The sequence below is a fragment of the Pseudomonas sp. HT11 genome (genome assembly GCF_044875395.1).
In the GTDB taxonomy this organism is placed as follows: domain Bacteria; phylum Pseudomonadota; class Gammaproteobacteria; order Pseudomonadales; family Pseudomonadaceae; genus Aquipseudomonas.
On the sequence record NZ_CP173217.1, the window covers coordinates 5,328,110 to 5,351,646 of the forward strand.

The following is a 23,537-nucleotide window of genomic DNA, read 5'->3' on the forward strand; positions in this document are numbered from 1 at the left end:
AGGCCGACTGAACGGGGGTGACTGGAATGTTTTCGACCGCCCAAAACAAAGCCCCTGTTTGCGTTAGCAAACAGGGGCTTTGGAATTTAATCTTGACGATGACCTACTCTCACATGGGGAAACCCCACACTACCATCGGCGATGCATCGTTTCACTGCTGAGTTCGGGATGGGATCAGGTGGTTCCAATGCTCTATGGTCGTCAAGAAATTCGGGTACTGAGTCGTGACCATGTGGCCTCGCTTCAGCAAATTGGGTATGTGACAGCTTTCGGTGTTTTGTGAGATTCGAACTTTCGGTTCATTTCGTCTTCACACACCGCAATCTGGTGCTCTTACGCTTTTCAGCTCGAAGCAAGCAAATTGCTTGGGTGTTATATGGTCAAGCCTCACGGGCAATTAGTATTGGTTAGCTCAACGCCTCACAGCGCTTACACACCCAACCTATCAACGTCGTAGTCTTCGACGGCCCTTCAGGGAACTCAAGGTTCCAGTGAGATCTCATCTTGAGGCTAGTTTCCCGCTTAGATGCTTTCAGCGGTTATCTATTCCGAACATAGCTACCCGGCAATGCCACTGGCGTGACAACCGGAACACCAGAGGTTCGTCCACTCCGGTCCTCTCGTACTAGGAGCAGCCCCTCTCAAATCTCAAACGTCCACGGCAGATAGGGACCGAACTGTCTCACGACGTTCTAAACCCAGCTCGCGTACCACTTTAAATGGCGAACAGCCATACCCTTGGGACCGGCTTCAGCCCCAGGATGTGATGAGCCGACATCGAGGTGCCAAACACCGCCGTCGATATGAACTCTTGGGCGGTATCAGCCTGTTATCCCCGGAGTACCTTTTATCCGTTGAGCGATGGCCCTTCCATACAGAACCACCGGATCACTAAGACCTACTTTCGTACCTGCTCGACGTGTCTGTCTCGCAGTCAAGCGCGCTTTTGCCTTTATACTCTACGACCGATTTCCGACCGGTCTGAGCGCACCTTCGTACTCCTCCGTTACTCTTTAGGAGGAGACCGCCCCAGTCAAACTACCCACCATACACTGTCCTCGATCCGGATAACGGACCTGAGTTAGAACCTCAAAGTTGCCAGGGTGGTATTTCAAGGTTGGCTCCACGCAGACTGGCGTCCACGCTTCAAAGCCTCCCACCTATCCTACACAAGCAAATTCAAAGTCCAGTGCAAAGCTATAGTAAAGGTTCACGGGGTCTTTCCGTCTAGCCGCGGATACACTGCATCTTCACAGCGATTTCAATTTCACTGAGTCTCGGGTGGAGACAGCGCCGCCATCGTTACGCCATTCGTGCAGGTCGGAACTTACCCGACAAGGAATTTCGCTACCTTAGGACCGTTATAGTTACGGCCGCCGTTTACCGGGGCTTCGATCAAGAGCTTCGCGTTAGCTAACCCCATCAATTAACCTTCCGGCACCGGGCAGGCGTCACACCCTATACGTCCACTTTCGTGTTTGCAGAGTGCTGTGTTTTTAATAAACAGTCGCAGCGGCCTGGTATCTTCGACCGGCATGAGCTTACGGAGCAAGTCCTTCACCCTCACCGGCGCACCTTCTCCCGAAGTTACGGTGCCATTTTGCCTAGTTCCTTCACCCGAGTTCTCTCAAGCGCCTTGGTATTCTCTACCCAACCACCTGTGTCGGTTTGGGGTACGGTTCCTGGTTACCTGAAGCTTAGAAGCTTTTCTTGGAAGCATGGCATCAACCACTTCGTTAACTAAAAGTTAACTCGTCATCAGCTCTCGGCCTTAGAATCCCGGATTTACCTAAGATTCCAGCCTACCACCTTAAACTTGGACAACCAACGCCAAGCTGGCCTAGCCTTCTCCGTCCCTCCATCGCAATAACCAGAAGTACAGGAATATTAACCTGTTTTCCATCGACTACGCTTTTCAGCCTCGCCTTAGGGACCGACTAACCCTGCGTCGATTAACGTTGCGCAGGAAACCTTGGTCTTTCGGCGTGGGTGTTTTTCACACCCATTGTCGTTACTCATGTCAGCATTCGCACTTCTGATACCTCCAGCAAGCTTCTCAACTCACCTTCACAGGCTTACAGAACGCTCCTCTACCGCATCACTTACGTGATACCCGTAGCTTCGGTGTATGGTTTGAGCCCCGTTACATCTTCCGCGCAGGCCGACTCGACTAGTGAGCTATTACGCTTTCTTTAAAGGGTGGCTGCTTCTAAGCCAACCTCCTAGCTGTCTAAGCCTTCCCACATCGTTTCCCACTTAACCATAACTTTGGGACCTTAGCTGACGGTCTGGGTTGTTTCCCTTTTCACGACGGACGTTAGCACCCGCCGTGTGTCTCCCATGCTCGGCACTTGTAGGTATTCGGAGTTTGCATCGGTTTGGTAAGTCGGGATGACCCCCTAGCCGAAACAGTGCTCTACCCCCTACAGTGATACATGAGGCGCTACCTAAATAGCTTTCGAGGAGAACCAGCTATCTCCGAGCTTGATTAGCCTTTCACTCCGATCCACAGGTCATCCGCTAACTTTTCAACGGTAGTCGGTTCGGTCCTCCAGTTAGTGTTACCCAACCTTCAACCTGCCCATGGATAGATCGCCCGGTTTCGGGTCTATTCCCAGCGACTAGACGCCCTATTAAGACTCGCTTTCGCTACGCCTCCCCTATTCGGTTAAGCTCGCCACTGAAAATAAGTCGCTGACCCATTATACAAAAGGTACGCAGTCACAGAACAAAGTCTGCTCCCACTGCTTGTACGCATACGGTTTCAGGATCTATTTCACTCCCCTCTCCGGGGTTCTTTTCGCCTTTCCCTCACGGTACTAGTTCACTATCGGTCAGTCAGTAGTATTTAGCCTTGGAGGATGGTCCCCCCATATTCAGACAAAGTTTCTCGTGCTCCGTCCTACTCGATTTCATGACTAAGAGACTTTCGCGTACAGGGCTATCACCCACTATGGCCGCACTTTCCAGAGCGTTCCGCTAATCTCAAAGCCACTTAAGGGCTAGTCCCCGTTCGCTCGCCACTACTAAGGGAATCTCGGTTGATTTCTTTTCCTCAGGGTACTTAGATGTTTCAGTTCCCCTGGTTCGCCCCTTACACCTATGTATTCAGTGTAAGGTAACCATCTTATGATGGCTGGGTTCCCCCATTCAGACATCTCCGGATCAAAGTCTGTTTGCCGACTCCCCGAAGCTTTTCGCAGGCTACCACGTCTTTCATCGCCTCTGACTGCCAAGGCATCCACCGTATGCGCTTCTTCACTTGACCATATAACCCCAAGCAATCTGGTTATACTGTGAAGACAACATTCGCCGAAAATTCGATAATACTCAATTACGAGTAACTCACAAATTTTACCTTAGCCTGATCCGTTACCAGTGAAAGTAACGTTCAGTCTATCTTTCTATCACATACCCAAATTTTTAAAGAACGATCTAATCAAAGACTAGAAATCAACATTCACCATCGCCTGGATGGAATGCTCATTTCTAAGCTTTCAAAACTTTCAGAAGCAGTAGTGGTGGAGCCAAACGGGATCGAACCGTTGACCTCCTGCGTGCAAGGCAGGCGCTCTCCCAGCTGAGCTATGGCCCCGTATTTCTACAGGCGTTTCCCACACAAAATTGGTGGGTCTGGGCAGATTCGAACTGCCGACCTCACCCTTATCAGGGGTGCGCTCTAACCAACTGAGCTACAGACCCAATTTCGGGCTGCTTCTTTATCGTCTTCTTCAATGAATCAAGCAATTCGTGTGGGAACTTATGGAGCAGCTGATGTCGTCGATTAAGGAGGTGATCCAGCCGCAGGTTCCCCTACGGCTACCTTGTTACGACTTCACCCCAGTCATGAATCACACCGTGGTAACCGTCCTCCCGAAGGTTAGACTAGCTACTTCTGGTGCAACCCACTCCCATGGTGTGACGGGCGGTGTGTACAAGGCCCGGGAACGTATTCACCGCGACATTCTGATTCGCGATTACTAGCGATTCCGACTTCACGCAGTCGAGTTGCAGACTGCGATCCGGACTACGATCGGTTTTATGGGATTAGCTCCACCTCGCGGCTTGGCAACCCTCTGTACCGACCATTGTAGCACGTGTGTAGCCCAGGCCGTAAGGGCCATGATGACTTGACGTCATCCCCACCTTCCTCCGGTTTGTCACCGGCAGTCTCCTTAGAGTGCCCACCATTACGTGCTGGTAACTAAGGACAAGGGTTGCGCTCGTTACGGGACTTAACCCAACATCTCACGACACGAGCTGACGACAGCCATGCAGCACCTGTCTCAATGTTCCCGAAGGCACCAATCTATCTCTAGAAAGTTCATTGGATGTCAAGGCCTGGTAAGGTTCTTCGCGTTGCTTCGAATTAAACCACATGCTCCACCGCTTGTGCGGGCCCCCGTCAATTCATTTGAGTTTTAACCTTGCGGCCGTACTCCCCAGGCGGTCAACTTAATGCGTTAGCTGCGCCACTAAAAGCTCAAGGCTTCCAACGGCTAGTTGACATCGTTTACGGCGTGGACTACCAGGGTATCTAATCCTGTTTGCTCCCCACGCTTTCGCACCTCAGTGTCAGTATTAGTCCAGGTGGTCGCCTTCGCCACTGGTGTTCCTTCCTATATCTACGCATTTCACCGCTACACAGGAAATTCCACCACCCTCTACCATACTCTAGTCAGTCAGTTTTGAATGCAGTTCCCAGGTTGAGCCCGGGGATTTCACATCCAACTTAACAAACCACCTACGCGCGCTTTACGCCCAGTAATTCCGATTAACGCTTGCACCCTCTGTATTACCGCGGCTGCTGGCACAGAGTTAGCCGGTGCTTATTCTGTCGGTAACGTCAAAACACTAACGTATTAGGTTAATGCCCTTCCTCCCAACTTAAAGTGCTTTACAATCCGAAGACCTTCTTCACACACGCGGCATGGCTGGATCAGGCTTTCGCCCATTGTCCAATATTCCCCACTGCTGCCTCCCGTAGGAGTCTGGACCGTGTCTCAGTTCCAGTGTGACTGATCATCCTCTCAGACCAGTTACGGATCGTCGCCTTGGTGAGCCATTACCTCACCAACTAGCTAATCCGACCTAGGCTCATCTGATAGCGCAAGGCCCGAAGGTCCCCTGCTTTCTCCCGTAGGACGTATGCGGTATTAGCGTCCGTTTCCGAACGTTATCCCCCACTACCAGGCAGATTCCTAGGCATTACTCACCCGTCCGCCGCTCTCAAGAGAAGCAAGCTTCTCTCTACCGCTCGACTTGCATGTGTTAGGCCTGCCGCCAGCGTTCAATCTGAGCCATGATCAAACTCTTCAGTTCAAACATCTTTGGGTTTTTAAGAAACCCTAAACTTGGCTCAGCAATCGTTGGTTACATCTTTGATTTCTCGCGGAGTAACTTGTGATGCTGATAATCTTGTTGACTATCAGTCTGACTCCACAAGCACCCACACGAATTGCTTGATTCAGTTGTTAAAGAGCGGTTGGTTAAGATCTTTCGTCTCAACCGAGGCGCGCATTCTACAGCAGCCTCATTTGCTGTCAAGTGATTATTTTCAGAAGTTTTCGAAGATTTCTTCAACAACTTCAACCACTTGCGCTTCCGATCTCTCGTTAGCGGGAGGCGAATTCTACAGCGTTACACGCTGCTGTCAACACCTCTTTTTCTCCGCTTTCGACCGAGAAGATCGAAACGTTAATAGAGCCAAACAACACCGCTCTACCAACTTCTTCTGGGCTTCGATGAACTGAAGCAACTCGCTGTCGAATTCTGCGTAACTCTTTGTTTACCAAGGAGTTGTCCGTTTCGACTGCGCCGGAAGTGGGGCGAATTATAGACTTCCAGAATCTGCCGTCAAGCACTAATTACGCTTTTGGTGCAGAAACTGGTTTTTTCGCGATAAGGCGGGGAATCCGGCGCATGACAGGCGGAATACGCAGGGCCAAAAGCAGCGCACCTATAGATGCATATACTGCCCACTCCTTCAGATCGGCCCGCACAATCCACAACATATGCAGCAAACCAAGCCCAAGGATCACATACACCAAGCGATGCAGCTTCTTCCAACGACTGCCAAGTCGACGCTGGCTATAGCGATTGGAGGTCACTGCCAGCACCAATAAGCAGAGGAATCCCAGCGCGCCCACAATAATGTAGGGCCGCTTACGCAGCTCCACCCCGAATTGCGACCAATCAAGCCCCAGGATAAAGACGCAGTAAGCCGCCAGGTGCAAAACCACATACGCAAAACACCAGAGACCCAGCTGTCGGCGGACAGCAATCCACCCCGCCCACCCGCTGAGCTTCTGCAATGGCGTCATGCCCAGCGTGATCAGCAACAGAATCAAGGTCCCAAGCCCCAACCGATCCATCAGCACTTTGCCTGGATCAGGCCCGAGCACAGAACTCCATGCCTCGTACAACCAGAAAAATGGCCATATCGCCGCGGCTATAAATACTCCTATGCGCCAGATCGGATAACGCATCAGTAATTCTTCCGCAGATCGAGGTCCGTATAAAGAGAAGCGACCTCATCCGAGTAGCCATTGAACATCTGCGTCTCGCGCACGTTCGGGCTGAACAAGCCGCTGGGCAGGCGACGTTCTCGCGCCTGAGTCCAACGAGGATGGTCGACCGTAGGATTCACGTTCGCGTAGAACCCATACTCATCGGCCGCGATGCTCTGCCAGGTCGTCTTGGGTTGTTCGCTTACAAGACTGATCCGCACAATCGACTTCACACTCTTGAAGCCATACTTCCACGGCACCACCAGACGCAGTGGCGCGCCGTTCTGGTTAGGCAATTCACGCCCGTACATGCCAACGGCAAGGATAGCCAATGGGTTCATGGCCTCGTCCAGGCGCAATCCTTCTACATATGGCCAGTCGATCAAGCCGAAGCTTGAGCGCTGCCCCGGCATGCTTTTGGGGTCCTGGAGCGTTTCAAAACGGATGTACTTGGCTTTGGAGGTCGGCTCCACCTGCTTGAGCAAGGCGGAAAGGGGGAAACCCATCCACGGAATCACCATCGACCACGCCTCGACGCAGCGCAAACGGTAGATGCGCTCTTCCAACTGATAAGGCTTCATGAAGTCTTCCAAGGCATAACGCCCCGGCTTGCCGACCTCTCCATCAATCACCACACTCCAGGGCTCGGTCTTGAGTGAACCCGCGTTCTTCGCCGGGTCCCCCTTGTCCGTACCGAATTCATAGAAGTTGTTGTAGTGGGTTGCGTCCTTGAACGGCGTGATGGCTTCGTCCTTTACCGTAACAACCTGCCACTGGGTGCCTGGCAGCTTTTGGGCAAACCAACTCGGGGCATTGCCCGGCTCGACGTCGGCGTAACGCGCTGCATCGTCAGCACTGGCCCAGCGCGGCAAGGTACTGGCAGCGACGCCAGCAAGCGCACCACCGAGCAAGCTGCGGCGAGATAAATAGAAGGATTCAGGCGTGACATCCGATTCGTGACAATCGGACGCTTTGGGGATCTTGATTAACATGGCAACTCCGCAGCATTGGAGGACTGATGCACCAATAGACTGCGGAGTATGGCGGACATTACATTAAGACAATGTTTTGTCGCGGCGCAGATGCAGCAAGTACTGAATCGGCCCCGAAGCGGCGTAGACCAGGAACGCCAGCAGCAGGATACGCGGCGGGTCGCTGAACACTACAGCGAACACCAACACCACCACCAGGATCGCCACGAAAGGCACGCGCCCCTTGAGGTCGAACTCCTTGAAGCTGTTGTACTTGATATTGCTGACCATCAGCATGCCGGCCGCAGCCACCATCAAGGCCACCAGGAACGACATTTTCGAGCCCTGGATTCCATAGTCACTGAATGCCCAGACAATACCCGCCACCACGCCCGCCGCCGCCGGGCTGGCAAGGCCGATGAAGTAACGCTTGTCAGCGGTACCCACCTGGGTATTGAAGCGCGCCAGACGCAAAGCGGCGCCAGCGACATAGATGAAGGCGACCATCCAGCCGACCTTGCCCATATCCCCCAGCGCCCAGGCAAACGCCAGCAGCGCCGGTGCGACCCCGAAAGCGACCATGTCCGACAGCGAGTCGTACTCGGCGCCAAAGGCACTTTGCGTGTTGGTCATGCGCGCCACACGGCCATCAAGGCCATCAAGCACCATGGCCACGAAGATTGCGATGGCGGCAAAACCGAAATACTTGCTGGCACTCACCGCATCACCCGCCGCCAGCGCACTTTGGGCGCTCATGGAGTTGATGATGGAATAGAAGCCGGCAAACAGGTTCGCGGTGGTGAACAGGTTGGGCAGAAGATAGATGCCACGATGCCGGACCTTGCGACCTTCCGCGTCATGCCCTTCTTCGACATGCTCATCGATCGGCAGCAGGCTTTCGGCGTCAGAGGCCTGGTGTGGCTCTTCGGGACGTTCGCTCATGGATTTTACCTTGCAACGGTGTGAAAAAATTCGACAGAAACTTGCGGCAAGTGTTCGCCCGCAAACGATGCAGCTTTATACCAGAACCAGCCCCTCAAACGAAAAAACGCGGCCTAAGCCGCGTTTTCTGTTGATGCGTACGACTTAGTTTTTGGCTTTGTCGACGATCTTGTTGGCACCGATCCACGGCATCATGGAGCGCAGTTGCTCGCCGATGACTTCGATACCGTGAGCGGCATTGTTACGACGCTTGGCGGTCATCGAAGGGTAGCCGGTTGCGCCTTCGCTGATGAACATTTTGGCGTATTCGCCGTCCTGAATACGTTTCAGAGCGTTGCGCATGGCCTGACGGGACTCGGCGTTGATCACTTCCGGGCCAGTCACGTACTCGCCGTATTCGGCGTTGTTGGAGATCGAGTAGTTCATGTTGGCGATACCGCCTTCGTACATGAGGTCAACGATCAGCTTCAGTTCGTGCAGGCATTCGAAGTAGGCCATCTCTGGCGCGTAGCCAGCTTCAACCAATGTTTCGAAACCAGCTTTGACCAGCTCAACGGTACCGCCGCACAGAACGGCTTGCTCGCCGAACAGGTCGGTTTCAGTCTCGTCCTTGAAGGTGGTTTCGATGATGCCGGTACGACCACCACCCACGCCAGCTGCGTAGGACAGTGCAACGTTTTTGGCGTTGCCCGAGGCGTCCTGGTAGATCGCGATCAGGTCAGGGATACCGCCGCCTTTGACGAACTCGGAACGCACGGTGTGGCCCGGGGCTTTCGGCGCGATCATGATCACGTCGAGGTCAGCGCGTGGAACAACCTGGTTGTAGTGAATCGCGAAGCCGTGGGAGAAGGCCAGGGTGGCGCCCTTCTTGATGTTCGGCTCGATTTCATTCTTGTACAGCGCGGACTGGAACTCGTCCGGGGTCAGAATCATGACCAGGTCAGCAGCAGCAACGGCGGAAGCAACGTCGGTCACTTTCAGGCCATGGGCTTCAGCCTTGGCAACAGTGGCCGAACCTTTGCGCAGGCCGACAGTGACGTCAACGCCGGAATCTTTCAGGTTGCACGCTTGGGCGTGGCCCTGGGAACCGTAGCCGATGATGGCGACTTTCTTGCCCTGGATGATCGACAGGTCACAATCTTTATCGTAATAAACTTTCATGAGGTTCCTCTATATATCCAGGCCGTGAGGCCATTCGCTAATTTGGGTTAGATGCTGAGTACTTTGTCGCCACGGGCAATCCCGGTGACACCACTGCGTACGGTTTCCAGAATCGAGGCCGTCCCGATCGACTGGATGAAACTGTCCAGCTTGTCGCTTGTACCGGTCAGTTGAACGGTATAAACGCTGGCGCTCACATCGACGATCTGCCCGCGATAAATGTCAGTAGTCCGTTTAATCTCGGCACGCTGGGCACCCGTAGCCTTGACCTTAACCAACATCAGCTCACGCTCAATGTGGGCACTTTCCGAAAGATCGACCAGCTTGACCACTTCGATCAACTTGTTGAGGTTCTTGGTGATCTGCTCGATCACCTCATCGTGACCCACGGTGGTCAACGTCAGGCGCGACAGGGTCGGGTCTTCGGTCGGCGCCACGGTCAGGCTTTCGATGTTGTAGTTGCGTTGCGAAAACAGGCCGACAACACGAGACAGAGCGCCGGGTTCGTTCTCCAGAAGCAGGGAGATAATGTGCCGCATGATTAAGTACGCTCCGTCTTGTTCAGCCACATGTCGCGCATAGAGCCGTCTTTGATCTGCATCGGGTAGACGTGCTCGCTGGTATCCACTTGAATATCGAGGAACACCAGGCGGTCCTTCATGGCGAACGCCTCTTCCATCTTCGGCTTCAGATCTTTCAAATCGGTGATGCGAATGCCGACGTGGCCATAGGCTTCAACCAATTTTACGAAATCTGGCAGCGATTCCATGTAGGAATGGGAGTGACGGCTGCCGTAGCTCATGTCCTGCCACTGACGAACCATGCCCAGTACGCCGTTGTTCAGGCAGACGATCTTCACCGGAAGGCCGTACTGCAAGCACGTCGACAACTCCTGAATGTTCATCTGGATGCTGCCCTCACCGGTGACGCACGCGACGTCGGTGTCAGGGAAGCTCAGCTTCACACCCATGGCCGCTGGGAAACCAAAGCCCATCGTGCCCAGGCCACCGGAGTTGATCCAGCGGTTAGGCTTGTCGAACTTGTAGTACTGCGCGGCGAACATTTGGTGCTGGCCCACATCGGAGGTTACAAAGGCGTCGCCCTTGGTCACTTCGCACAGGGTTTCGATCACGGTTTGTGGCTTGATGACGCTGCCGTCGCCTTTGTCGTAAGGGAACAGGCCGCGGTCACCGCGCCATTCGTCGATCTGCTTCCACCAGCTGGCAACGGATTCCTTGTTCGGCGTTTCGCCGATGTCCTTGAGCGCGGCAACCATCTCGGTCAACACACTTTCTACCGGACCCACGATCGGCACATCGGCCTTGATGGTCTTGGAGATGGACGCCGGGTCGATGTCGATGTGGATGATCTTGGCATTCGGGCAGAACTTGCTCGCGCCGTTGATCACACGGTCATCAAAACGCGCGCCCACTGCCAGGATCACGTCGGCGTGGTGCATGGCCAGGTTGGCGGTGTAGCTGCCGTGCATGCCGAGCATGCCGACGAACTGACGGTCCGTGCCCGGGAATGCGCCGAGGCCCATCAACGTATTGGTGACTGGCAAATTAAGCAGCTTGGCCAGCTCGGTCAGCGGCGCAGAACCGCCACCCAGGATCACGCCACCGCCCGAGTACAGCACCGGGCGTTTGGCCGCCAGAAGCATTTCTGCCGCCTTGCGGATTTGCCCCGAGTGCCCACGAACAGCCGGGCTGTAGGAACGCAGCTTGGCTTTCTTCGGGAAGATGTATTCGAACTTTTCAGCCGGGTTGGTCATGTCTTTCGGGATATCGACCACAACAGGGCCCGGGCGACCGGACTGTGCGAGGTAGAACGCCTTTTTCATGACTTCCGGGATTTCCGAGGCATGCTTGATCATGAAGCTGTGTTTCACGATCGGCCGGGAGATACCGATCATGTCGGTTTCCTGGAATGCATCGGTACCCACCATGGTGCTTGCGACCTGGCCGGAAATAATCACCATCGGAATAGAGTCCATATACGCAGTCGCGATGCCGGTAATGGCATTCGTTGCGCCTGGGCCGGACGTCACCAGTACCACACCGGCTTTACCGGTGGCACGGGCGTAACCGTCAGCCATATGGGTCGCGGCCTGTTCGTGGCGAACCAGGATGTGGGTAACAGCCGGTTCCTTGAACAGTGCGTCGTAAACATGCAGCAGAGCACCACCTGGGTACCCGTAGATATAGTCGACGCCTTCGTCACGCAAAAAGCGGACGAGCATCTCACCGCCAGATAAAAGCTCCACGTTGTTCACCTCTAAAACGCCAGAATACCGTCCGTTAAAAACCGACGGGTCTTAATAGGTTTACTTCTCAACAGAGCATGAGCGACGGTGGTCGCCGACTACGTCAGCACTGACTGAGCAAGTATTGGGATCGTCCCAAGTGTTGCGGGCTTTTCCCACCCAGCGCGAGGTAACGCGTTGCGGGTGTTACAGGTCGGCGCGGATATGCGCCTCATGATCTGCTGAGCGGGTCTGCTTCTGGCAGTCCCGATACAGCGGACTTTGGATTCTTCTGTTTCAGCCCCTTCAAGTCAAGCAATAATTGCGCTTTTTTCCAACTAAGCGCATGAGAACGTAGATTAAAGGGGTTTGAGGAGGGATAAAACTCGCCTGAATGTCGTCAAGCGGTAGAAATGTGCGCAAGACTGCCGGAAAACCCGGCAGTCAGGCAATTAACGAGCGTCGACGATCAATTGGTCGAACTTTTTCAGCGCATTACGCAAACCGAGGCTCTCACGCGGGCGATCGGCGTAAACCATCTCCGCCATCTCCAGAATCCCCGACGCATTAGGCAACGGCAGATCCTGCTCGAGGATCTGCTTCATGCGCACCAGGAAGATCCATTGCAGCCACTGATGAAAATCCAGGGTATCAACCGAAAAAGGCTCGACACTGCTGAGCGCCTCTGCGCTGGGGGACACCTCGTCCCACCAGCCCTGCACGCGTAATTCGCGCTCGATCAGCAATAACTGTTCGGCAATCGCAGGAAAACGCGCATCCATCAGAGGCTGACCTTGGCTTTCTGGCGAGCCTGCGCAGCACCGGCAGCATCGCCTTGGGCAGCACGCGCGTCACCAATCAGGGCCCACAGGTTGGCTTGCAGATCGGGACGACCATTGGCCAGGCTCAGGCCGCGACGGGCGAACTGTTCGGCTTGCGGCGCATCACCTTGAGCCATACGCACCTGGGCCAGGCGATACAACACTTGCGGCTCGCGAGGTGCCACGCGCTGGGCACGTTCAAGGCTGGACGAAGCGCCGTTCAAATCACCACCGGCCTGCTGCTGCTGGGCGGTAGTCAACAGCGAGAGCACTGGTCCGTCCAGTTGCTCATCAGCCGACAGGCCGCCAGCGTTCGACGACGACGGAATACCGCTCGGCGTCGACGGCATGTTGTAGGTGCCCTGGTTAACCGGTGCCGTCTGGATCGGCGTGGAATCAACCGGCCCCGACGTGCTTGGGCCTGGGGTCCACGGCTCGGCGCTGATCGGCGCCGACGTTGCAGCACCACCGCCCGGCACCATCACTACCACACCCGAATCCTGCGGCATGGCCTGCGGTGTGGCTTGGGCCGGACGCTTGACCACGGTCTGACGGAAGCCGCCGTTGGCCGAAATGCGATCGTTATTGGAAACGGTGGTACTCGAATCCACCACGGGAATCGAACCGCGCTGCACGCTGGAGCAACCGCTGAGCACTGCCAGAGCTGTAATAGCTGGAATCAACCACTTGTTCACGTGAAACCCTCTTTGCTTAGTTCATCCAGCCCTTGACCCAATCCATCACCGATTCCGCGTCAGCAGGGGCACTGCCACCGCATGCGGCGCCGGGTGGTGGCTCGCTGCCGCGAATATACGGCATCTGCACCGCGCCCGGACAGTTGGCATCGGAGCCCTGCCCCGTGTGCGGATCAATCCAGGCCTGCACGATGTTGTCCGGTTGCGGCATGTTCAGCGGCAACGGGTCGGCCTTGCGCATGAAGCTGGTCCAGACCTGCAGCGCACCGGTGGCACCGGTGAACGGCGTCTTGCCATTGTCGTCACGCCCCAGCCAAACCACGGCCAGCACGTCCTGGCCAAAGCCTGCGAACCAGCTGTCACGCGAATCGTTACTGGTACCGGTCTTGCCAGCCAGCGTCAGGTTCGACGGCAGCACGCTGTAAACCGAGCGTCCGGTGCCTTCGCGCATTACGCGCTGCATGGCGTTCTGGATCAGGTAAATGGAGCCTGCATCAAAGCGCTGCTGAATCTGGAAAGGATAGCGCTTGAGCGGTTCGCCCTCGGCAGTCAGCACGCTGCGGATACCGCGCATCGGGGTATTGAAGCCGCCGTTGGCGAGGGTCTGGTACATCGTGGCCACTTCCATCGGGGTCATGGCGCCAGCGCCCAAGAGCATCGATGGGAACGACGGGAATTCACGGTTGATGCCCAGGCGACCCAGGGTTTTCAACACATTCGGCACCCCAACTTCCAGCCCGAGGCGCGAGGTGGAGATGTTGTAGGAATGCGCCAGGCCCTGATACAGGAAAACCGTGCCGTGAGAGCGGCGATCGAAGTTCTGCGGCGTCCACACTTGGCCATCGGCACCTTTGACCGACAACGGGTCATCCGACAGCCAACTGGTCAGGGTGTATTTGCTCGGTTTTTCCAGGGCCGTCAGGTAGACCGCAGGCTTGACCAGCGAGCCGATCGGCCGCACGGCATCCAGCGCACGGTTGAAACCGGCAAAACTGGCCTGGCGACTGCCGATCATCGCCTGGACTTCACCGGTTTCCGGGTTGGTCACCACCATGGCCGCCTCGACTTCATCGGCGCCCTTGCGGCCGGTCAAGCGTTTGAAGGTATCGTTGACCGACGCTTCGGCTTTCATCTGCAAAATCGGGTCGAAACTGGTGAAGATCCGCAGGCCCTCTTCAGTCAAGTCTTCGTCGCGGTAATCTTCGCGCAACTGACGTTTGACCAGGTCGATAAAGCCTGGGAAGGAGCTGTCGGCCAACTTGCCGCGAGTGGTTACACCCAGTGGCATTTTCTTTGCGGCCGCGACTTGTTCAGCGGTAGCCACGCCCTGCTGCTCGAGTACGTCCAGCACCAGGTTACGACGTTCAAGCGCACGCTCCGGGTTGCGACGCGGGTTGTAATAGGACGGTCCCTTGACCATGCCCACCAGCAACGCAACCTGATGCAGCTTCAACTCGGACAACGGCTGACCGAAGAAGAACTGGCTGGCCAAGCCAAAGCCGTGAACGGCGCGCTGGCCATCCTGGCCGACGAATACTTCGTTGAGGTAAGCCTCGAGGATTTCCTGCTTGCTGTAATGCAGCTCCAGCAGCATCGCCATCATGGCTTCGGTGAGTTTGCGGGTCAGGCTGCGCTCGTTGGTCAGGTAGAAGTTCTTGACCAATTGTTGCGTCAGCGTACTGCCACCCTGCGTCATCTTGCCGCCAGAGGTGTTGACCCAGATGGCGCGGGCAATCGACTTGGGCGAGACGCCCCAGTGGCTGTAGAAGTCGCGGTCTTCGACGGCAACCAGTGTTTCAAGCAGATACGGCGGCACCTGATCGAGCTTGATCAGGATGCGATCTTCCAGGTTCTTGGGGTAAATGCCGCCGATCAGCAGCGGTTCCAGGCGCACCACAGGCAACTTCGAACCATTGAGCGACGACAGCTCGGCGACGTAATCGCCAGAGAAGCGCACGCGTACCGGTTGGGCTTTTTCCAGGCCTTCATAGAACTGGAAGCCGCGGGTATTCAAGTCGACGGTGTTGCCGCTGACGGCCGCGGCGCCAGGGCCATTGCTCACGGCTTCGCGGCGGTAACCCAAGGCGTCGAGCTCGGTGAGAAAGTCATCCTTGCTCAGCTTCTGGCCGGTGAACAGTTCCAGCGGGCGTGCGTACACCTTGGCCGGAATGGTCCAGCGCTTGCCGGAGAACTTCTCCTGGACCACAGCATCGAGGTACACCGCGAAGCCGGCGAGCACCACAAGGCCTACCAGGCTGAGCTTGAGCGCCCAGCCCAGCCACGGACGCAGGCCGCGGGAAGGAGGTTTTTTACGGGAACGGGGAGATCGGGTTCGAGTCATGGCGGCGGATTATACGCACTTTATTGATGATCAACATGAGCCGGACAGCGGTTTGCACGACCGGCTGTAACCGCCATAATGCCCGCCATGATTTCCCCCAGACTTTGAAGGATCGCCCGTGAGCCAGTCCCTGATCGCTGCCCTGCAAAACCCGGCTTTGTATCCCCATCCGGTTGAAGCGTTTCAAGTTATCGAGACCCATATTTCCTGGGTCATTCTGACTGGCCCCTTCGCTTACAAACTGAAGAAGCCGATGAACTTCGGCTTTCTGGATTTCACCCAACTGGACGACCGGGGGCACTTCTGCAACGAAGAACTACGCCTCAACCAGCGCCTGACCGAAGATTTGTATCTTGAAGTGTTGCCAATTACCGGCACCGCCGAGGCTCCGCAACTGGGCGGCGATGGCCCGGTAATCGAGTACGCGCTGAAAATGCGCCAGTTCCCGCAAAGCCAACTGCTGAGCACTTTGCAGGCCAACGGCGAACTGACCAGCGCGCACATCGATGAAATGGCCAAGCAGATTGCGCATTTCCACCTCACCGCTCCAAAGGTTCCACAGGCGCACCCGGCCGGCACCCCGGACGAGGTGATGGCGCCGGTGCGCCAGAACTTCGATCAGATCCGTCCTTTCCTCAGCGACAAGGCCGACCTGGCCCAGCTGGAAGCTCTGCAGGCCTGGGCCGAAAGCAGCTTCGAGCGCCTCAAGCCTTTGCTGGCGCAGCGCAAGCTCGAGGGCTTCACGCGTGAATGTCACGGCGATATCCACTTGGGCAATGCGACGATGATCGACGGCCAAGTCGTCATCTTCGACTGCATCGAGTTCAACGAGCCGTTCCGCTTCACCGATGTGTACGCCGACACCGGCTTCCTGGCGATGGACCTGGAAGACCGTGGCCTCAAATCCCTGGCACGTCGCTTTATCAGCCAATACCTGGAACTGACCGGCGATTACCAAGGCCTGGAAGTGCTGAACTTCTATAAAGCTTACCGGGCGCTGGTACGCGCCAAGGTTGCACTGTTCAGCATGCCGAGCGAGGCAAGCCCGGTGCAGCGCGCCACTACCCTGCGCCAGTACCGCAACTACGCCAACCTGGCCGAAAGCTACAGCACTATTCCTTCGCGCTTCCTGGCAATTACCCACGGCGTATCGGCAGTCGGCAAGAGCCACGTTGCCATGCGCCTGGTGGAAGCCTTGGGCGCCGTGCGCCTGCGCTCGGATGTGGAACGCAAACGCCTGTTTGGCGAACAGCACGTGGAAAACACACCACAGGCCGGCATCTATGCCGCCGACGCCAGCGCAGCAACCTATGCTCGCCTGAATGAAATCGCCGATATCGTCTTGCGCGCCGGCTACCCGGTCGTACTGGATGCCACCTTCCTCAAACGTGAACAGCGCGACGCCGCCGCGAAGATTGCCGAGGCCACCGGCGCGCCATTCCTGATCCTGGATTGCAACGCACCGCAAGCCGTTATCGCCAGCTGGTTGGCACAACGTCAGGCGGATAAGAACGACCCTTCCGACGCGACGCTGACCATCATTGAAGAGCAGCAGGCCAACCGAGACCCGCTGACGGCTGAAGAATTGCTGCTCAGCAAGCGTGTAGAGACCAATGAAAGCGGAACCCTGGATGCCCTGGTGGCGCATATTCGCCAACGCCTGCCAGGCCTGTAAGAAATATTTCTTGGTCGTGTCACCGATCTACGGTGCACGACCGAGCAATAGTGGCACTATAATGGCGTCATAATTCCAACAGGAGTCGCCGTCATGAGTCAGCCCAAGCTTCTTGATACTCCGCTCTACGCGCTCCTGCACAAGGACGACATTCGAGGCTTCAACCAGGAACGGCCTAAAGACGGCAGCATCGACATGCGTGGCGGTGACTTTCGTGGGCTGGACTTGCGCGACCTGAACGCCACGGGCGTAGATTTCACCGACGCGTATTTCCGCTCTGCCGATCTGCGTGGCCTGGATCTACGCGACTGCTCATTGGAAGGCGCCAGCCTGGCGCATGCACAAATTTCCGGCACCTACTTTCCACCTGAACTGACCGCCGACGAAATCCTCATGTCGGTTAATTTCGGTACTCGCCTGCGCTATCGCACCAAGTGACGCCATATGCCCGCCCCCGGCTACGCATCAAGTGTGCCGGGTGGTTCGCCGTGCCTCTGCTTAAAACCTCCTGAGCATTCTTATAAGCGTTTCAGCCGTTCCTGACCAAAGAACTACGCTTTTCCTACTGAGCGCTACACTCCTTTTCAGGCTTGCCTGGTCACGATACCCACCGAACCATTCGGCCGTCGCAAGGAGGCTTGATGAACGATGAGCTGCAACACCTGAAAAACCTTGGCAAGACGTCGGCGCAGTGGCTGCATGCGGTGGGCATCCACAGCGCGTCCGACTTGCGCCGCCTGGGAGCGGTCGATGCCTACCGGGCAGTGCGAACTCGCGGTTTCCGGGCGTCGAAGGTATTGCTGTACGCCATTGAAGGCGCATTGATGGATGTGCACTGGAACGACATTCCCGCGGAGCGAAAGGAAGCGCTGAACCGCCAGCTGGATGCGATTTCGGCACGTCAGAAGAATTAGCTCAGCGATAAAACTCAACGTTTACAGGCATTACGAACGCCTGTTTGAGAAAATCCACAGGTCGAGCAAAAACAAATGTTGACTCTCAAATGAGAATCGTTATGATTATCACAACTGGTCGCGAGATCAGCCGATAACTGAAAGACCATTGGTTCGGACTCTCAGATTATCTCCTCATCAGGCTAATCACGGTTATTTGACCCGGCTCTTGCCGGGTCTTTTTTTGCCTGTAAAACGCCTATAAAACCGTGAGGCTCAGCGCGCGATAATCAACGGATGCCCACGCTCCGGGTGCGGCTGCACCAACACATCCAGCCCAAACACAGCCTTGAGCGGCTCAGGTCGCAAGACGTGTGCGGGCGTATCCAAGGCATGCGGACGCCCGCCTTCCAGCAGCAGAATGCGATCACAGTAACGCGCAGCCAGATTCAGGTCATGGAGGATCACCAGCACGGCCGCGCCTCGATCGGCAAAACTGCGAATAGCCTGCAAGGTCGTGTGCTGATGCAAAGGGTCAAGCATCGACGTCGGCTCATCCAGCAGCAACGTCTGCCCCGCCTCGCCCGGCCATAGTTGCGCCAATACGCGCGCCAGGTGCACACGTTGGCGCTCCCCGCCAGACAACGCCAAGTAGCTGCGGCCGCTCAAATGGCTGATGTCCGCCGCCTGCAACGCCGCACGGATGATCTCGTCGTCACGCACGCGCCCGGTCTGATGCGGCAAACGCCCCATGCCGACAACTTCTTCAACGCGAAACGCAAAATCCAGGGTCGAGGTTTGCGGCAACACCGCCAAGCGCTGGGCGCGCTGCGGGCCGGTCCAGCTCTTGAGCGCCTGCTCATCCAGCCACACCGCGCCCTGATCGGGGCGCAGCTCACCGCACAGCGCGCTGAGCAAGGTGCTTTTGCCAGCACCATTGGGGCCCAGCACGCCAAGTACCTGGCCCGGTAACAGGTCCAGGCTGACATCGGCCAACACAGTCTTGCGACCACGCCGGATCTGCAGCGCTTCCACTCGCAGCATCAGGCGCGTCCTCGCAACAACAGAAAAAGAAAAAACGGCGCACCGATAAACGCCGTAACAATGCCGATCGGCAACTCCGCGGGCGCCAGGGCCAGGCGCGCCACCAAATCCGCAAACAGCAACAAACTCGCGCCGGCCAGCACCGAGGCTGGCAACAGCACACGATGGTCGGGCCCGGCCAGCAATCGCACCAAGTGCGGAACCACCAGCCCGACAAACCCGATCATCCCCGCCGCCGCTACTGCCGCCCCCACACCCAAAGCGGTGCAGAACACCAGCTCACGCTTGAGCCCTTCCACATCAATCCCCAGGTGGCTGGCCTCGGACTCACCCAGCAACAAGGCATTCAGCGCCTTGGCGCGGCGCGGCAACCAAAGCGCGACACTCGCGCTCACCAGCAGCAACGGCCACAACCGCGAGTAGCTCGAGCCATTGAGGCTGCCCAGGTTCCAGAACGTCAGGGTGCGCAGAGTGGCGTCGTCGGCCAAATAGGTAAACAGCCCGACCGCCGAGCTGGCGAGGGCCGTGAGCGCGATGCCGGCAAGCAGCATCGTCGCAACATTGGTCTGGCCGTTACGGCGCCCCAGGCGATAGACCAGCGCAGTCACTCCCAAACCACCGAGAAACGCACACAGCGACAGCAGGTAAGGCCCGAACGCATCCGGCAGCCCGCCAAAAAACGAACCCCCGACAATCGCAATCGCCGCCCCCAGCGCCGCGCCACTCGACACCCCGACCAGCCCGGGATCCGCCAGCGGATTACGGAACAACCCCTGCATCGCCACGCCCGACAACGCCAGCACGCCGCCGACCGCCAGGCCAAGCAATGTGCGCGGCAGGCGAATCTGCCCCAGGATCAATTCGGCCTGCTCCAGGCCGTCGGCTGCAATCGGCACGCCCATCAAGCGCAACGCGGCCCTGAGTGTGTCCAGCAACGGCAGGCTGACCGGCCCCAAGGCTAATGAGAGCCAGGTCGCCAATACACACAACAGCGCCAGCCCGACAAACAGTGTTTTCGGCTTAACCAGAGTGGTCATGGAGCAGGTTTAGCCTGGGACGGATAGAACCCGGCAGACAGTTGCACCAGGCTTTGCGGCACACGCGGGCCCAGGCCGCCCACCAGCAGGGTGGGGTCCAGCTCAAACACCCGGCCATTTTTGGCCGCCGGCGTTGAGGCCAAAATCGGGTTTTCCTTGAACAGCGCCGCGCGCGCTGCATCGCCGGTCAAGGCACGGTCAGCAAATACCAGCACATCAGGACTCAGCCCCGCCAACGACTCCACCGAAAAAGGTTTGTAGCCAGTATGGGTGGCCAAGTTGCGTCCGCCCGCCTGCTGCAACAGCCAATCGGCGGCGGTGTCTTTACCTGCGATCAGCGGCTTGCCGCCCGCATGACCGAGCACCAACAGCACACCCGGGGCTTTTTGCGTGGCCTGGGCCTGAGTGACCCAGCGCTTCTGCTGCTCGAGTGCTTGTTCATATCCGGTAAATAATTCGTTGGCTTTAGCCTCGCTGCCCAGCAACTTGCCAAGGTGCTGCAAGTTGCCTTTCAGGGTTGGCAGGTCCGGCTCGGCCGAAAACATTTCCACCTGCACGCCGGCGCCGCGAATTTGCGCAAGTACCGGCGGCGGCCCCATTTCCTCGGTGCCGACCAGTACTTGCGGGCGAAGGCTGAGAATGCCTTCCGCCGACAACTGGCGCTGGTAACCTATGCTCGGCAAGGCCTTCAGCGATTCCGGGTGCTGGCTGGTAGTATCCACGCCCACCAGTTTCGATTCGCCGCCCAAGGCCGTCACCCATTCCGACAGCGCTCCACCGGCACTCACCCAGCGTTGCGGCAGTTCAGAGGCTTGCGCCCCGTGGTGGACCAGCAGTGAGGCAACAAACGCAATAGCGCTGGTACTCAGACGCATAACAGGGTTTCCTTCCAGGGGCGGGGCGAAGCCGGCATTTGATAATTGTTTGCATTTGAACGTCAAGGCACTTAAGGATTGAAATGAAGTTTCTCTGCACCTCCGACACCCTTGCAGCCAACAGCAGCCTCGGCTTCGAGATCGACGGTTGCAAACTGTTGGCCGTGCGCCGGGACGGCGTTGCCTACTTCTATATCAACCGTTGCCCCCATCGCGGCATCGCGCTGGAATGGCAACCCGATCAGTTCCTCGACACCAGCGCCAGCCTGATCCAGTGCGCCACTCACGGCGCGCTGTTCCTGATCGAAAGCGGCGAATGCATCGCCGGCCCCTGCGCGGGCCAGAGCCTCACCGCCCTGCCCGGCCGCGAAGACGCGCAGGGCCTGTGGGTGCAACTCTAGTCGCTGATCAGTACATCCAAGCGACGATCCACAACAATTTCCTCAGGCGTGACTCGCACACCGTAGGCCAATACCTCCACACCGGCGGCCCTGGCCTCACGCAATGCCGCAGCGTAACCGGCGTCGATTTCAACCGCTGGGCGCACCGCCTCGATCCCCGACAGGTTGACGCAATACAACTGCACCGCCCGCACCCCGTCACGCGCCAAGTGCGCCAACTCGCGCAGGTGCTTGGCGCCGCGCTGGGTCACCGCATCGGGGAAGGCTGCCACCGCCGTGCCATCAAAGCCCAGGGTGACGCTTTTGACTTCGACAAACGCCGCGCCTTGCGGGTAATCGAGGCGAAAATCGATGCGGCTTTTCTCCTGGCCATAAGGCACTTCGCGCTTCAAGGCAGTAAACCCGTTGAGCTCAGTGATCACCCCCGCGCGCAACGCCTCCTCGATCAGTTGGTTGGCGCGCGCCGTGTTGACGCACGCCAGCCGCCCCTGCGGCGTTTCGGCAATTTCCCAGGTGCCGGGCAACTTGCGCTTGGGGTCCGTGGAGCGACTGAACCAGACCTGGCCGCCCTCCACCATGCAATTGAGCATCGAGCCGGTGTTCGGGCAGTGAATCGTCAGCAACTCGCCGGTAACGGTTTCGATATCGGTGAGAAAACGCTTGTAGCGGCGGATCAGCCGCGCTTCTTCGAGAGGAGGATGAAAACGCATCAGCCTTGCCAGCTCCGCAAACCACGGGCGATACGCTCTACCGCCTGTTGTAGCCGATCGATATTTTGCGTGTAGGCAAAACGCACATGGTGGCCGGCTTGATAGCGGCCAAAATCCAGCCCGGGCGTAAACGCCACGTGTTCGGTTTCGAGGAAATGCCGGCAGAACGCGAAGGCATCACCGCCGAACGCGCTGATATCGGCATACAAATAGAACGCCCCTTCCGGCTCTACGGCGATCCCGAATCCAAGTTCGCGCAGGGCGAGCAGCAGGAAATCCCGACGGCGACCGAATTCGGCGCGGCGCTGCTCCAGAATGCTCAACGTTTGCGGGGTAAAACACGCCAGTGCCGCGTACTGGGCCATGCTCGGCGCGCTGATGTAGAGGTTTTGCGCGAGCTTTTCCAATTCACCCACCGCCGCGGGCGGCGCCACCAGCCAACCGAGGCGCCAGCCAGTCATGCCGAAATACTTCGAAAAACTATTCAGGACGAACGCGTCGTCGTCCACTTCCAGCACGCTGGCGGCATCGGTGCCGTACGTGAGGCCATGATAGATCTCGTCCACCACCAAGTGGCCGTCGCGCGCCTTGATTGCACTGGACAACCCCGCCAACTCGTCGCGCGTGAGGATCGTGCCGGTGGGGTTGGCCGGGGAAGCAACCAACGCGCCCACGCTGTCCTGGTCCCAATGTTTGGCCACCAACTCGGCAGTCAATTGGTAGCGCACGTCCGGGCCAACCGGCACCAGCTGCGCCGCGCCTTCCACCAAGCGCAGAAAATGTCGGTTGCACGGATAGCCCGGGTCGGCGAGCAACCAATGTTTGCCCGGATCGACCAGCAGGCTGCTCGCCAGCAGCAACGCACCGGAACCACCGGGAGTGATCAGAATGCGCTCAGGATCGATGTTCAGCCCGTAGCGCTGCTGGTAGAAACCACTGATGGCCTCGCGCAACTCCGGCAACCCGCGCGCTGCGGTGTAGCGGGTCTTGCCGTTGGCCAGCGCCGCCTGGCCGGCCTGGATGATGGGCTCGGCCGTGGTGAAATCCGGCTCGCCGATTTCCAGGTGGATCACATCATGGCCGGCTGCCTGCAGCTCATTGGCTCGCGCCAGCAGCGCCATGACATGAAAAGGTTCGATGGCGCGACTGCGCGCACTGTAGGGCTGAGCCATTAGCCTTCCTTAACGGTGAGGACAAAATCAGGATTCTACCGAACC

The 23,537-nt window shown here is 57.4% G+C and carries 18 protein-coding genes, 2 tRNA genes and 3 rRNA genes; 4 read left to right on the forward strand and 19 right to left on the reverse strand.

The window, feature by feature from the left end; genetic code table 11:
* Positions 1–90: 90 nt before the first annotated feature.
* The 14 genes from rrf to mrcB form a co-directional block, all read right to left on the reverse strand.
* Positions 91–206, reverse strand: a 5S ribosomal RNA gene (gene rrf, locus ABWL43_RS24655).
* A 170-nt stretch (positions 207–376) separates the two neighbouring features.
* Positions 377–3,268 (reverse strand): 23S ribosomal RNA (locus ABWL43_RS24660).
* Positions 3,269–3,519: 251 nt separating this feature from the next.
* Positions 3,520–3,595 (reverse strand) — tRNA-Ala (locus ABWL43_RS24665).
* Positions 3,596–3,625: 30 nt separating this feature from the next.
* Positions 3,626–3,702 (reverse strand) — tRNA-Ile (locus ABWL43_RS24670).
* A gap of 83 nt (positions 3,703–3,785) precedes the next feature.
* Positions 3,786–5,322 (reverse strand): 16S ribosomal RNA (locus ABWL43_RS24675).
* The 16S, 23S and 5S rRNA genes sit together here with 2 tRNA genes alongside, the layout of an rRNA operon.
* Before the next feature lie 545 nt (positions 5,323–5,867).
* The gene (msrQ, locus tag ABWL43_RS24680; RefSeq protein ID WP_242200443.1) at positions 5,868–6,488 is read right to left on the reverse strand and encodes a protein-methionine-sulfoxide reductase heme-binding subunit MsrQ; all 621 of its coding nucleotides are present in this window, start codon (positions 6,486–6,488) and stop codon (positions 5,868–5,870) included.
* On the reverse strand, positions 6,488–7,501 hold the full coding sequence (gene msrP / locus ABWL43_RS24685; protein ID WP_404484991.1) for a protein-methionine-sulfoxide reductase catalytic subunit MsrP: 1,014 nt from the start codon (positions 7,499–7,501) through the stop codon (positions 6,488–6,490). Before msrP ends, msrQ begins: the two co-directional genes overlap by 1 nt.
* A 63-nt stretch (positions 7,502–7,564) precedes the next feature.
* On the reverse strand, positions 7,565–8,422 hold the full coding sequence (gene pssA, locus ABWL43_RS24690; RefSeq protein WP_145162066.1) for a CDP-diacylglycerol--serine O-phosphatidyltransferase: 858 nt from the start codon (positions 8,420–8,422) through the stop codon (positions 7,565–7,567).
* Between the two features lie 144 nt (positions 8,423–8,566).
* Positions 8,567–9,583 carry a ketol-acid reductoisomerase gene (gene ilvC / locus ABWL43_RS24695; protein ID WP_003176099.1) on the reverse strand — a complete coding sequence of 339 codons (1,017 nt, stop codon included), beginning with the start codon at positions 9,581–9,583 and terminating at the stop codon, positions 8,567–8,569.
* 47 nt (positions 9,584–9,630) lie between these two features.
* Positions 9,631–10,122: an acetolactate synthase small subunit gene (gene ilvN / locus ABWL43_RS24700; protein ID WP_003176102.1), complete on the reverse strand. Its 492-nt coding sequence runs from the start codon at positions 10,120–10,122 to the stop codon at positions 9,631–9,633.
* Between the two features lie 2 nt (positions 10,123–10,124).
* Complete coding sequence (locus ABWL43_RS24705; RefSeq protein WP_106579404.1) at positions 10,125–11,849, reverse strand: acetolactate synthase 3 large subunit; 1,725 nt, start codon at positions 11,847–11,849, stop codon at positions 10,125–10,127.
* Positions 11,850–12,280: 431 nt separating this feature from the next.
* On the reverse strand, positions 12,281–12,610 hold the full coding sequence (locus ABWL43_RS24710; RefSeq protein WP_145162069.1) for a YqcC family protein: 330 nt from the start codon (positions 12,608–12,610) through the stop codon (positions 12,281–12,283).
* Complete coding sequence (locus ABWL43_RS24715; protein WP_145162072.1) at positions 12,610–13,344, reverse strand: M48 family metallopeptidase; 735 nt, start codon at positions 13,342–13,344, stop codon at positions 12,610–12,612. The genes ABWL43_RS24710 and ABWL43_RS24715 overlap by 1 nt, the downstream gene beginning before the upstream one ends.
* 16 nt (positions 13,345–13,360) lie before the next feature.
* The gene (gene mrcB / locus ABWL43_RS24720) at positions 13,361–15,685 is read right to left on the reverse strand and encodes a penicillin-binding protein 1B (RefSeq protein WP_145162075.1); all 2,325 of its coding nucleotides are present in this window, start codon (positions 15,683–15,685) and stop codon (positions 13,361–13,363) included.
* 118 nt (positions 15,686–15,803) lie between these two features.
* On the opposite strand from mrcB, the gene ABWL43_RS24725 reads away from it, so the two are divergent.
* The 3 genes from ABWL43_RS24725 to ABWL43_RS24735 all read left to right on the forward strand — a co-directional run bounded on the left by ABWL43_RS24725 (position 15,804) and on the right by ABWL43_RS24735 (position 18,274).
* Entirely contained in the window at positions 15,804–17,360 is a 1,557-nt protein-coding gene (locus ABWL43_RS24725) for a bifunctional aminoglycoside phosphotransferase/ATP-binding protein (protein ID WP_145162078.1), read from the forward strand.
* Positions 17,361–17,453: 93 nt separating this feature from the next.
* A complete protein-coding gene (locus ABWL43_RS24730) occupies positions 17,454–17,798 on the forward strand; it encodes a pentapeptide repeat-containing protein (RefSeq protein WP_106579232.1) in 345 nt (114 codons plus the stop codon).
* A gap of 203 nt (positions 17,799–18,001) precedes the next feature.
* Positions 18,002–18,274, forward strand: coding sequence for a TfoX/Sxy family protein (locus ABWL43_RS24735; protein WP_010562703.1), 273 nt, complete (start codon positions 18,002–18,004; stop codon positions 18,272–18,274).
* 255 nt (positions 18,275–18,529) lie between these two features.
* On the opposite strand, the gene ABWL43_RS24740 is transcribed toward ABWL43_RS24735, so the two are convergent.
* The 3 genes from ABWL43_RS24740 to ABWL43_RS24750 are packed head-to-tail and all read right to left on the reverse strand — an operon-like array spanning position 18,530 to position 21,209.
* Positions 18,530–19,297 carry a heme ABC transporter ATP-binding protein gene (locus ABWL43_RS24740; protein WP_404485000.1) on the reverse strand — a complete coding sequence of 256 codons (768 nt, stop codon included), beginning with the start codon at positions 19,295–19,297 and terminating at the stop codon, positions 18,530–18,532.
* Positions 19,297–20,334 carry a FecCD family ABC transporter permease gene (locus ABWL43_RS24745; protein ID WP_404485003.1) on the reverse strand — a complete coding sequence of 346 codons (1,038 nt, stop codon included), beginning with the start codon at positions 20,332–20,334 and terminating at the stop codon, positions 19,297–19,299. The genes ABWL43_RS24740 and ABWL43_RS24745 overlap by 1 nt, the downstream gene beginning before the upstream one ends.
* Positions 20,331–21,209, reverse strand: a complete 879-nt coding sequence (locus ABWL43_RS24750; protein WP_404485006.1) for a hemin ABC transporter substrate-binding protein — start codon at positions 21,207–21,209, stop codon at positions 20,331–20,333. Before ABWL43_RS24750 ends, ABWL43_RS24745 begins: the two co-directional genes overlap by 4 nt.
* Positions 21,210–21,292: 83 nt before the next feature.
* Between ABWL43_RS24750 and ABWL43_RS24755 the strand changes: the two genes are divergently transcribed.
* Positions 21,293–21,610, forward strand: a complete 318-nt coding sequence (locus ABWL43_RS24755; protein WP_145162090.1) for a Rieske 2Fe-2S domain-containing protein — start codon at positions 21,293–21,295, stop codon at positions 21,608–21,610.
* Here the strand turns inward: ABWL43_RS24755 and sfsA are convergent.
* Both sfsA and ABWL43_RS24765 read right to left on the reverse strand, forming a co-directional pair.
* A complete protein-coding gene (sfsA, locus tag ABWL43_RS24760) occupies positions 21,607–22,320 on the reverse strand; it encodes a DNA/RNA nuclease SfsA (RefSeq protein WP_404485008.1) in 714 nt (237 codons plus the stop codon). The genes ABWL43_RS24755 and sfsA overlap by 4 nt on opposite strands.
* Positions 22,320–23,492 (reverse strand): pyridoxal phosphate-dependent aminotransferase, encoded by a 1,173-nt coding sequence (locus ABWL43_RS24765; RefSeq protein ID WP_404485010.1) that lies wholly within the window; start codon positions 23,490–23,492, stop codon positions 22,320–22,322. Before ABWL43_RS24765 ends, sfsA begins: the two co-directional genes overlap by 1 nt.
* Between the last annotated feature and the right edge of the window lie 45 nt (positions 23,493–23,537).

Excerpts from the sequence above, each read along its gene's own strand:
- msrQ (WP_242200443.1), bottom strand. The coding sequence starts at position 6,488 with ATGCGTTATCCGATCTGGCGCATAGGAGTATTTATAGCCGCGGCGATA.
- msrP (WP_404484991.1), bottom strand. The coding sequence starts at position 7,501 with ATGTTAATCAAGATCCCCAAAGCGTCCGATTGTCACGAATCGGATGTC.
- pssA (WP_145162066.1), bottom strand. The coding sequence starts at position 8,422 with ATGAGCGAACGTCCCGAAGAGCCACACCAGGCCTCTGACGCCGAAAGC.
- ilvC (WP_003176099.1), bottom strand. The coding sequence starts at position 9,583 with ATGAAAGTTTATTACGATAAAGATTGTGACCTGTCGATCATCCAGGGC.
- ilvN (WP_003176102.1), bottom strand. The coding sequence starts at position 10,122 with ATGCGGCACATTATCTCCCTGCTTCTGGAGAACGAACCCGGCGCTCTG.
- ABWL43_RS24710 (WP_145162069.1), bottom strand. The coding sequence starts at position 12,610 with ATGGATGCGCGTTTTCCTGCGATTGCCGAACAGTTATTGCTGATCGAG.
- mrcB (WP_145162075.1), bottom strand. The coding sequence starts at position 15,685 with ATGACTCGAACCCGATCTCCCCGTTCCCGTAAAAAACCTCCTTCCCGC.
- ABWL43_RS24730 (WP_106579232.1), top strand. The coding sequence starts at position 17,454 with ATGAGTCAGCCCAAGCTTCTTGATACTCCGCTCTACGCGCTCCTGCAC.
- ABWL43_RS24735 (WP_010562703.1), top strand. The coding sequence starts at position 18,002 with ATGAACGATGAGCTGCAACACCTGAAAAACCTTGGCAAGACGTCGGCG.
- ABWL43_RS24740 (WP_404485000.1), bottom strand. The coding sequence starts at position 19,297 with ATGCTGCGAGTGGAAGCGCTGCAGATCCGGCGTGGTCGCAAGACTGTG.
- ABWL43_RS24745 (WP_404485003.1), bottom strand. The coding sequence starts at position 20,334 with ATGACCACTCTGGTTAAGCCGAAAACACTGTTTGTCGGGCTGGCGCTG.
- ABWL43_RS24750 (WP_404485006.1), bottom strand. The coding sequence starts at position 21,209 with ATGCGTCTGAGTACCAGCGCTATTGCGTTTGTTGCCTCACTGCTGGTC.
- ABWL43_RS24755 (WP_145162090.1), top strand. The coding sequence starts at position 21,293 with ATGAAGTTTCTCTGCACCTCCGACACCCTTGCAGCCAACAGCAGCCTC.
- sfsA (WP_404485008.1), bottom strand. The coding sequence starts at position 22,320 with ATGCGTTTTCATCCTCCTCTCGAAGAAGCGCGGCTGATCCGCCGCTAC.
- ABWL43_RS24765 (WP_404485010.1), bottom strand. The coding sequence starts at position 23,492 with ATGGCTCAGCCCTACAGTGCGCGCAGTCGCGCCATCGAACCTTTTCAT.